Origin of the sequence: Peribacillus tepidiphilus, from assembly GCF_009466385.1 — a bacterium.
GTDB classification, from domain to species: Bacteria; Bacillota; Bacilli; order Bacillales; family DSM-1321; genus Bacillus_BN; species Bacillus_BN tepidiphilus.
The window spans coordinates 47,150-56,671 of record NZ_WIAQ01000013.1; the positions used below are offsets into that span (position 1 = coordinate 47,150).

At 39.6% G+C, this 9,522-nt stretch carries 9 protein-coding genes and 1 riboswitch; all 9 genes read left to right on the forward strand.

Annotation, left to right across the window (positions count from 1 at the left end; all coding sequences use genetic code 11):
* The first annotated feature begins 102 nt into the window (after nt 1-102).
* The 9 genes from GD441_RS09085 to GD441_RS09125 all read left to right on the forward strand — a co-directional run bounded on the left by GD441_RS09085 (nt 103) and on the right by GD441_RS09125 (nt 9,445).
* The gene (locus GD441_RS09085; protein ID WP_153125923.1) at nt 103-2,487 is read left to right on the forward strand and encodes a 3-hydroxyacyl-CoA dehydrogenase/enoyl-CoA hydratase family protein; all 2,385 of its coding nucleotides are present in this window, start codon (nt 103-105) and stop codon (nt 2,485-2,487) included.
* Between the two features lie 78 nt (nt 2,488-2,565).
* Complete coding sequence (locus GD441_RS09090) at nt 2,566-3,744, forward strand: acetyl-CoA C-acetyltransferase (RefSeq protein ID WP_153125925.1); 1,179 nt, start codon at nt 2,566-2,568, stop codon at nt 3,742-3,744.
* 17 nt (nt 3,745-3,761) lie between these two features.
* Nucleotides 3,762-5,546 (forward strand): acyl-CoA dehydrogenase family protein, encoded by a 1,785-nt coding sequence (locus GD441_RS09095; protein WP_153125927.1) that lies wholly within the window; start codon nt 3,762-3,764, stop codon nt 5,544-5,546.
* Nucleotides 5,547-5,673: 127 nt separating this feature from the next.
* The gene (locus GD441_RS09100; protein WP_153125929.1) at nt 5,674-6,030 is read left to right on the forward strand and encodes an arsenate reductase family protein; all 357 of its coding nucleotides are present in this window, start codon (nt 5,674-5,676) and stop codon (nt 6,028-6,030) included.
* Between the two features lie 108 nt (nt 6,031-6,138).
* Nucleotides 6,139-6,522: a glycine cleavage system protein GcvH gene (gcvH, locus tag GD441_RS09105; RefSeq protein WP_153125931.1), complete on the forward strand. Its 384-nt coding sequence runs from the start codon at nt 6,139-6,141 to the stop codon at nt 6,520-6,522.
* Nucleotides 6,523-6,867: 345 nt separating this feature from the next.
* On the forward strand, nt 6,868-7,230 hold the full coding sequence (locus tag GD441_RS09110; protein WP_153125933.1) for a toprim domain-containing protein: 363 nt from the start codon (nt 6,868-6,870) through the stop codon (nt 7,228-7,230).
* A gap of 7 nt (nt 7,231-7,237) precedes the next feature.
* Complete coding sequence (locus GD441_RS09115; RefSeq protein ID WP_153125935.1) at nt 7,238-7,561, forward strand: thioredoxin family protein; 324 nt, start codon at nt 7,238-7,240, stop codon at nt 7,559-7,561.
* 441 nt (nt 7,562-8,002) lie between these two features.
* Nucleotides 8,003-8,332, forward strand: coding sequence for an SCP2 sterol-binding domain-containing protein (locus GD441_RS09120; protein WP_153125937.1), 330 nt, complete (start codon nt 8,003-8,005; stop codon nt 8,330-8,332).
* A gap of 79 nt (nt 8,333-8,411) precedes the next feature.
* Nucleotides 8,412-8,520: riboswitch (SAM riboswitch) on the forward strand.
* 151 nt (nt 8,521-8,671) lie between these two features.
* Nucleotides 8,672-9,445: an aminotransferase class I/II-fold pyridoxal phosphate-dependent enzyme gene (locus tag GD441_RS09125; RefSeq protein WP_263862434.1), complete on the forward strand. Its 774-nt coding sequence runs from the start codon at nt 8,672-8,674 to the stop codon at nt 9,443-9,445.
* Nucleotides 9,446-9,522: the final 77 nt, after the last annotated feature.

The window sequence follows — 9,522 nt, forward strand, 5'->3', positions numbered from 1 at the left end:
TTCAAAAATCTTTTATAATAGAAGTAAGAAGAAAATTTTTGAATTTTTTTTGCTCAAAAAATGAATGAGTATTCATTCAAAAGTGTAAAGGGGGATATGAAGTTGGTTCGACAAATTCAAAAAGCCGCAGTATTAGGATCCGGTGTAATGGGATCTGGAATCGCTGCACACCTCGCAAACATTGGAATTCCAACATTACTACTCGATATCGTTCCTCGTGAGCTTACGGAGGATGAAAAGAAAAAAGGACTTACTCTTGAAGATCCTCAGGTTAGAAATCGAATTAGCCAAGGAAATTTACAGAAGCTATTGAAGCAAAAGCCAGCTCCATTAACATCAAAGAAAAATATTGCTTTGATACAAGCGGGAAACTTTGAAGATGATATGAAGCGACTTAGCGAAGTTGATTGGATTATTGAAGTGGTTGTGGAAAATCTTGATATTAAGAAAAAAGTATTTGAGCAAGTCGATCAATACAGAAAGCTTGGAAGTATTGTTAGTTCCAATACATCTGGCATCTCTGTTGAAGCAATGGCTGAAGGACGATCAGAAGATTTTCAACGTCACTTCTTAGGTACGCACTTTTTCAACCCGCCTCGCTACCTAAAGCTTCTTGAAATTATTCCTACTAAGAAGACCGACCCTGAAGTGCTTTCGTTTATGAAGCAATTTGGAGAGGATGTTTTAGGTAAAGGTGTAGTCGAAGCGAAAGACACGCCGAATTTTATTGCAAACCGTATCGGTACCTACGGTTTATTGGTAACAGTGAAAGAAATGACTAAGGGGGGCTACAGTGTTGGAGAAGTAGACTCCGTAACGGGTCCTCTAGTCGGAAGGCCGAAAAGTGCTACCTTCCGTACGTTGGATGTTGTTGGGCTTGATACATTTGCTCATGTCGCTAAAAACGTCTACGACCAAGTAGAAGGAGAAGAGAAAGAAGTCTTTGAAGTTCCTGACTTTATGAAAAAGATGCTCGAAAACGGATGGCTTGGATCTAAATCCGGTCAAGGATTTTTCTTGAAGCAAGGAAAAGAAATTCTAGAGCTAAATCCAAATACACTTCAATATGAAGAAAGAAAGAAGCTAAAAACGCCTTCCACTGAAATGAGTAAGCAAGAAAAAGGTCTTTCAAATAAACTGAAAGCGCTTGTTTACAGCAAAGACCGTGCTGGAACATTGCTATGGAATATTTTTAGTCCTGTTCTTGTTTATTCAGCTGAACTTCTTGGAACGATTGCCGATGACATTGTAGCGATTGACAATGCGATGAAATGGGGCTTTGGATGGGAACTAGGTCCTTTTGAGACATGGGATGCGATCGGAGTGGAAAAATCCGTAGCCAAGATGAAAGAAGAAGGTAAAAAGGTTCCAGAGTGGGTAGAGGACATGCTGGCAAGCGGTGTAACGAGCTTTTATCAAGAGCGGGAGGACGGATTATATTTCTATCATAAAGGTGAATTTAAGCTGTTAGAAGAAAATCCAAAGGTTATCAATCTTAAGCGCTTGAAAAAGCAAAAAGGAGTCATCAAGAAAAATTCTGGTGCAAGCTTCATTGACCTTGGAGATGGTGTAGCGCTTTTGGAGTTTCATTCTCCGAACAATGCGATTGGCCTTGACATCATTCAAATGATTAATTTTGCTGTCGATGAAGTGGAAAAGAATTTTAAAGGGCTCGTGATCGGTAATCAGGGTAAAAACTTCTGTGTGGGTGCAAATCTTGCCATGATCTTGATGGAAGCACAAGATGACAACATCTTCGAGATTGACATGGTCGTGCGACACTTCCAGCAAGCGATGATGAAAATCAAATATTCTTCTAAGCCGGTCGTTGCTGCACCATTTGGCATGACGTTAGGCGGTGGAACGGAAGTTTGCTTGCCAGCAGCCCATATCCAAGCCTCTGCTGAAACGTACATGGGATTAGTAGAGGTTGGTGTCGGTCTAATTCCTGGCGGCGGAGGAAACAAGGAATTGTATATTAAGCATTTAGAAAGCATGCCAAGCGGAGTAGAATTTGATCTTCAAAAAGTAGCGAACAAAGTGTTTGAAACGATTGCTATGGCAAAAGTGTCTACGTCTGGTGAAGAAGCAAGAGATTTGAACCTATTAAATCGTACGGATGGAATAAGCGTAAATGGAGACCATCTTCTGTATGATGCAAAGCAAGCGGTGCTTTCTCTTTACGAAAAAGGATATAAGCCTCCTGTTCGTAAAAAAATTCCTGTTGTTGGAGAAACTGGTTATGCCACATTATTGCTTGGTGCACAAGCAATGTATTTATCCGGCTACATTTCTGAGCATGACTTAAAGATTGCGAAGAAGCTGGCCTTTGTCATTGCAGGCGGAAAGGTGCCATACGGAACAGAAGTGGATGAACAATATTTGTTAGACCTTGAAAGAGAAGCATTCCTAAGTTTAGTAGAACAACCGAAATCTCAAGCAAGAATGCAGCATATGCTTGTAAAAGGAAAGCCGTTAAGAAACTAATAGATTCATTCAGTCCTAGGCAGGGGGTCTCTGTCTGGCTGAAACAAAAAATTTCCAAATATGGCAAGGGGGATCGACATGAGAGAAGCGGTAATCGTAGCTGGAGCGAGAACTCCGGTCGGAAAAGCAAAAAAAGGAACGCTTGCACATGTACGCCCGGATGACCTGGGTGCACTGGTTGTGAAAGAAACATTAAAACGGGCGGGAAATTATGAAGGAAATATTGATGATTTAATTATTGGCTGTGCGATGCCAGAAGCTGAGCAAGGTTTGAATATGGCAAGGAATATTGGAGCATTGGCAGGTTTGCCGCATACTGTTCCAGCCATTACGGTCAATAGATATTGCTCAAGTGGTCTGCAAACAATCGCGTATGCTGCCGAACGAATTATGCTTGGTCATGCGGATACCATTATAGCCGGCGGCGCAGAGTCGATGAGCCTTGTTCCGATGATGGGCCATGTAGCAAGACCGAATGTAAAGCTGGCTGAATCTGCTCCAGAATACTATATGGGGATGGGACATACAGCCGAAGAAGTAGCAAAAAAATATGGAATCTCTAGAGAAGAGCAAGACGCTTTCGCTGTCAGAAGCCATCAAAAAGCAGCTAAAGCGATCCAAGAAGGCAAATTTGTCGATGAAATTGTACCAGTTGAAGTGACACTCCGCTCTGTAGGAAGTGATCATAAATTAAGGGAAAAAACCATTCAATTTGCCGTTGATGAGGGAGTCCGTCCAGATACGAGCATAGAAGGATTGGCAAGACTTCGCCCGGCTTTCTCCGTAAAAGGTACGGTTACAGCTGGAAACGCATCTCAAACAAGTGACGGTGCTGCAGCCGTTATGGTCATGGATAAGGAAAAAGCTGAGTCACTTGGACTAGCACCAATCGCAAAATTCCGTTCCTTTGCAGTTGCGGGAGTACCGCCTGAAATTATGGGAATTGGTCCTGTTGCAGCTATTCCGAAAGCATTGAAATTAGCAGGTCTTGAGCTATCTGACATTGGTTTGTTTGAGTTGAACGAAGCCTTTGCTTCCCAGTCAATTCAAGTTATTCGAGAGCTAGGTTTAGATGAAGAGAAAGTAAACGTAAATGGTGGAGCAATCGCTCTTGGTCATCCACTTGGATGTACAGGTGCTAAGCTAACGTTAACACTTCTACATGAGATGAAAAGAAGAAATGAGCAATTTGGGATCGTAACGATGTGTATCGGCGGCGGAATGGGAGCAGCCGGAGTATTCGAGCTATTAGCATAAATTAAGGGGGAAATAAAATGTCAAGTCAAACTGAAAAATTAGTTAAAGGCGGCAGCTTTTTAATCGAAGATGTATCGGCGGAACAGATTTTCACACCGGAAGACTTTACTGACGAGCAAATCATGATTGCGAAAACCACTGAGGATTTCGTAGTCAATGAAGTACTTCCACAGGTAGAGCATTTGGAAAATCATGAATTTGATCGCTCTGTTAAGCTATTAAAGGAAGCGGGCGAACTAGGATTATTAGGTGCAGATGTACCTGAAGAATACGGCGGTTTAGGTCTAGATAAAATCAGCTCTGCATTGATTGCAGAAAAAATGTCCCGTGCAGGCGGCTTTTCCATTTCACACGGTGCCCACGTAGGGATTGGATCCCTTCCAATCGTTCTTTTTGGTAATGAAGAGCAAAAGCAAAAATATCTTCCTGCTCTTGCAACAGGTGAAAAAATTGCAGCCTATGCCTTAACCGAGCCAGGTTCAGGTTCTGATGCGCTAGGTGCAAAAACGACAGCAAAATTAAACGCAGAGGGTACTCACTATGTACTCAACGGTGAAAAGCAATGGATTACAAACGCAGGTTTTGCAGATGTCTTTGTTGTATATGCAAAAATTGATGGCGAGCATTTCTCAGCCTTTATCGTTGAACGTGAGTTCCCTGGTGTATCCACAGGTGCTGAAGAAAAGAAAATGGGGATTAAGAGCTCCTCAACTAGAACTCTTATTCTTGAAGATGCGCTTGTTCCTAAGGAAAACCTACTTGGGGAAGCAGGGAAAGGACACGTCATTGCCTTCAATATCTTGAATATCGGTCGTTATAAATTGGGTGTAGGTGCAGTTGGAGGTTCCAAGCGTGCATTCGAATTGACAGCAGCTTATGCAAATCAGCGCCAGCAGTTTAAAACACCGATCTCTTCATTTAATTTAACTCGTGAAAAATTAGCGACAATGGCTTCTAAAATTTACGCAGCGGAAAGTTCAGTGTATAGAACGGTCGGCTTATTTGAGGAGCGTATGAGCAGGCTTTCAGATGAAGAAGTGAAAAATGGACTTGAAGTTGCCAAATCGATCGCAGAATATGCGATTGAATGCTCGCTTAACAAGGTGTTTGCTACAGAAGTATTGGATTATGTTGCAGATGAAGGCGTTCAAATCCATGGTGGATACGGCTTCATGGCTGAATATGAAATTGAAAGAATTTATCGTGACTCTCGTATCAACCGAATCTTTGAAGGAACAAACGAAATTAATCGACTTCTCGTACCAGGCACTTTCTTAAGAAAAGCAATGAAAGGCGAGCTTCCTCTACTTCAAAAAGCGCAAGCATTGCAGGAAGAATTGATGATGCTGATCCCTGAAGAGCCTGGTGACGAACCGCTTGCGCAAGAAAAGTATCTTGTGAAGAACGCGAAGAAGATTGGTCTTCTTGCAGCAGGATTGGCAGCACAAAAATTTGGTAAAGCATTAGAAAGAGAGCAAGAAATTCTTGTGAACATTGCAGATATCGTTTCTTACGCATATGCGATGGAATCAGCGGTATTACGTACAGAAAAATCCATTGCAAGGTCTGGATTAGAGAAGAGCAAGCAAAAACTTCTTTACACTCAAATTTTCTGCCAAGAAGCATTTAACCAAATTGAACAGCTTGCAAAAGAAACATTGCTTGCAACAGAACAAGGAGATACACTCAGAATCATGATCTCTGCATTACGAAAATTTACGAGACATACTCCAATTAATGTCATCGCGAAAAAACGTGAAGCAGCTGAAAAACTGGTTGACGCTGAAAAATATGTAGTTTGATGAAAAATAGAAAAAACCGTCCTCTAGGCGGTTTTTTCTATTTAATAAATACTTAATAAAAACATTGCTTATTTTTTGTTTTTTTCTCACGAAGAGGTTATCCTAAAAAAGAGGTGAATTGGAAAAAATGCTTACATTTTATTGGTACCCTAAATGCGGCACTTGCCAGAAAGCAAAAAAGTGGCTTGAAGTCCATCAAATTCAATATAATGATATTCATATTGTAGAAAATCCTCCTTCAAAAGAAACCCTTGAGGACCTTTATAAAAAAAGCGGCCTCGAGCTAAAAAAATTCTTTAATACGAGCGGTCAAAAATACCGTGAGCTTGGAATAAAGGATCGAATAAAAACTGCTAGTGAAACAGAACTGCTTGAGTTATTAGCTTCTGACGGGATGTTGATCAAGCGTCCGATTGTAACGGATGGAAAAAAGGTCACAGTCGGTTTTAAAGAAGAAGAATTTGAAAAGAACTGGCTTTCTTAAAAAGAAGAAAATATTGATTTTCACTTTTTAGGATGTCATCATGTATGTAAAATCTATTTTATTTTCAATAGATTTAAAAAAATTATTACATAAGTTGGAGGGATCGGGATGACTACACCAAAAGAACTGCGTTATTCTGAAGAGCATGAATGGGTAAAAGTAGAAGGGGATAAGGTCCGTATCGGGATCACATTTTTTGCTCAATCTGAGTTAGGCGATATTGTTTTTGTTGAGCTTCCAGAAGTAGGAGATGAAATTACAGCAGATGAGCCGTTTGGCAGTGTTGAATCTGTGAAAACAGTTTCTGAGCTTTACGCACCAATTAGCGGTAAAGTTGTGGAAGTAAACGAAGAATTAAATGACAATCCTGAATATGTAAATGAATCTCCATATGAAAAGGCATGGATGATTGTAGTAGAACCGTCAGATATTAGTGAAGTGGACAAGCTCATGACAGCTGAGCAATATGAAGAAATGATTAAAGAAGACTAATGACGATTAGAGAGGGCAAAAAATGCCTTCTCTTTTTGTTTACAGCTCTTCGGAAAAAAAGTATATTCCCTTCAGGTTAGCGGCGCTTTTCATTTTTGCAGTATTTTGTTTGTGAAAGAGCATTTGGGGAAAAGTATGAAAGAGCATAGTCCCTAAAATTCACAAATAAAAGAGGAAAACAACACCTTATTCTAGAATTTGAATAATATATGAGTATAATTCAAAGTAACTTTTTAACATATCATTCTACTTAGCAGAATAGATTATGTTATTCCTAACTCAAATGGACATGTCAGATTATTCTACAGCTTTCTTCTTTTACCATGGTAAGAATGGGTGATTACAATGGAAAATATGCAATTGGAAAAAGTGATTATTGTCGAGGGGACTTCTGACAAACGCAAAGTGAAAAGCGTCGTGAACGAACCTGTCCAAATCATTTGTACAAATGGGACCATTTCTTTAAGTAAGCTAGATGAAATGGTCGATGAGTTATTTAATAAGGAAGTCTATATATTGGTGGATGCAGATGAAGCTGGAGAAAAGCTAAGAAAGCAATTCAAAAGAGAATTGCCTAAGGCGTCTCATCTTTATATTGATAAGGCGTATCGAGAAGTGGCAACTGCACCCAAGCATCACATTGCTACTGTACTCTTAAGTGCGAATATAGACGTTAATACTGAATATTTGAAACAAAGGATGAACTAGTAAAGAAATGCAGCAATTAACAAAAGAAGAATTAGAACAAATTCTTTTACAAAAAGAAACTTTTTGTCTTTATTTATATACCCCTCTTTGCGGAACATGTCAGGTGGCTTCTAAGATGCTTGCTGTTGTAGAGGCGATGCTTCCAAAACTTAAAATGATAAAAGCTGACTTGAATTATTTACCGGATATAGCGAAGAATTTTAAAATTGAAAGTGTACCTTGTTTGTTGATTTTTAGAAATGGAATGCTCGAAAAAAAAGTTTATGCATTTAAATCGGTTCCCTATATTTATGAAATATTAAAAGATCTTGAAAACCATCGTCTTATATAAAACGGTGGTTTTTTATTTTTGGCTCTTTTCTAAAAGATTGTTGTTTTTACATAGGTTCTGGGAATGAAAACCTTTGATAAAAAAGTTGGTTGATTGGAGCGCAAGGTGCGAGACTCCTGCGGGAGCAGCGGGACAGGTGAGACCCCACAGGCGCTGCGCGCCGAGGAGACTCACCGCCCGCCCCGCGGAAAGCGAGCATCCTGGAGCGGAAATCAACCGATCCTCACTACTTGTTAAAAAGCAACAAAGTTTGCGAAAACAGCCTTATTTTTTTAGCAGTAAAAAGGGTAAAATCGACAAGTTTATGTATTTCTCGGGAAATAAAAAAATTAAATGTCGAACAGTTCTTAAAGGAAAAAACATCCAGAAGGAAGAAGTTAATAGTAGATATACTTGATTCGTGTTTACACTTTTGACTTTTCTATCAAAGGAAGTGAAAGAATGTCAGAACTTCTTAAGCAATTTATCAAGGAATGTAATAAAAGGAACCATATCAGCTTACTTCTTCCGGAAAAAGGGATGTATGTAAAAATTCTTATAGGAGAATCACAATACGGATTTTTTATTTCAAAGGAAGCCATTACGCTTGAATTATCAGAAGAGTCACATACTATTGTCCAAATCGAATGCAATTTGCAAACTGCAACAGCATGGCTAAGCGGGAAAATGAAGCTTCAAGAATTGATCAACCAAAAGACCATGAAGGTGAAAGGAAGTTTTCGGGACGTATTACGGTTAGAAAGCATTGTCATGCTGGCAAAACCGTATTAAATTTTCTAATTTTTCTAAAAAATATATTGACGACCATACCATTGTGTGATATATTTCCAATTAAAGCTATAGGAATTTAATCTTATCCAGAGAGGTGGAGGGACTGGCCCTATGAAACCCGGCAACCGGTATGTGCAATACACGGTGCTAACTCCAGCAGGATCTGTTTGATTCTGTAAAGATAAGGAGAGTAACTTAAAACAAGTCTCTTCTTATCGAAGAGGCTTTTTTTGTTGGAATGGCTAGTTCTTTAAGGACAACATGATGTCGGTGCTCCTTCGTTAAGGAACCGCTATGCATTTAGTTGTTTGAATTTTTTGAAAAAAGGGAGAGAAAAGCATGTCCGGAAACAAACCAAATTATCGTTTTGAAACACTTAGTATTCATGGTGGAACACAAGCCGACCCGGTTACAGGAGCTCGTGCAGTTCCGATTTATCAAAGTAATGCTTACTTATTTAAAGACACAGAGCATGCGGCGAATCTTTTTGGATTAAAGGAAGCTGGCTACATCTATACTCGAATTCATAATCCGACTGTAACTGTTTTTGAAGAAAGAGTGGCATTGCTGGAGGGAGGTATTGGGTCTCTTGCCGTTGCTAGTGGAATGGCAGCAATCACATTAGCGATCCTAAATATTGCGGGGGCAGGTGATGAAATTGTAGCTGCTTCAACCCTTTACGGCGGGACGTATAATTTATTCGCCAATACACTACCAAAATATGGAATCAACGTGCATTTCGTTGATCCAGAAAATCCTGAGAACTTTAGACAGGCTATTACCCCGAATACGAAGGCAATTTTTGCCGAAACAATTGGTAATCCAAGTCTGCATGTGCTTGATATTGAAAAAGTAGCAGAAATCGCTCATGAATCAGGAATTCCATTAATCGTTGATAATACATTTGCAACACCGTATCTTTGCAGACCATTCGAGCATGGTGCTGATATTGTTATCCATTCTGCAACAAAATGGCTTCTTGGAAATGGAACGACACTCGGTGGAATTATTGTGGATGCAGGGAAATTTGATTGGAATTCTGAAAAATTCCGGCTCTCTGTCAATTGTGGTGGTGTAAATATTTCCAATACTCTCTCTTTGGAAGGAATGTAGGTTAACCTACATTCCTTCTGATAAGTTGACGCCATAATATCTTTTTTCGTAATCGCTCAAAGCTTTTTATTCCATAA

Coding starts and splice junctions, on each gene's coding strand:
- GD441_RS09090 (WP_153125925.1), top strand. CDS start 2,566: ATGAGAGAAGCGGTAATCGTAGCTGGAGCGAGAACTCCGGTCGGAAAA.
- GD441_RS09095 (WP_153125927.1), top strand. CDS start 3,762: ATGTCAAGTCAAACTGAAAAATTAGTTAAAGGCGGCAGCTTTTTAATC.
- GD441_RS09100 (WP_153125929.1), top strand. CDS start 5,674: ATGCTTACATTTTATTGGTACCCTAAATGCGGCACTTGCCAGAAAGCA.
- gcvH (WP_153125931.1), top strand. CDS start 6,139: ATGACTACACCAAAAGAACTGCGTTATTCTGAAGAGCATGAATGGGTA.
- GD441_RS09110 (WP_153125933.1), top strand. CDS start 6,868: ATGGAAAATATGCAATTGGAAAAAGTGATTATTGTCGAGGGGACTTCT.
- GD441_RS09115 (WP_153125935.1), top strand. CDS start 7,238: ATGCAGCAATTAACAAAAGAAGAATTAGAACAAATTCTTTTACAAAAA.
- GD441_RS09120 (WP_153125937.1), top strand. CDS start 8,003: ATGTCAGAACTTCTTAAGCAATTTATCAAGGAATGTAATAAAAGGAAC.
- GD441_RS09125 (WP_263862434.1), top strand. CDS start 8,672: ATGTCCGGAAACAAACCAAATTATCGTTTTGAAACACTTAGTATTCAT.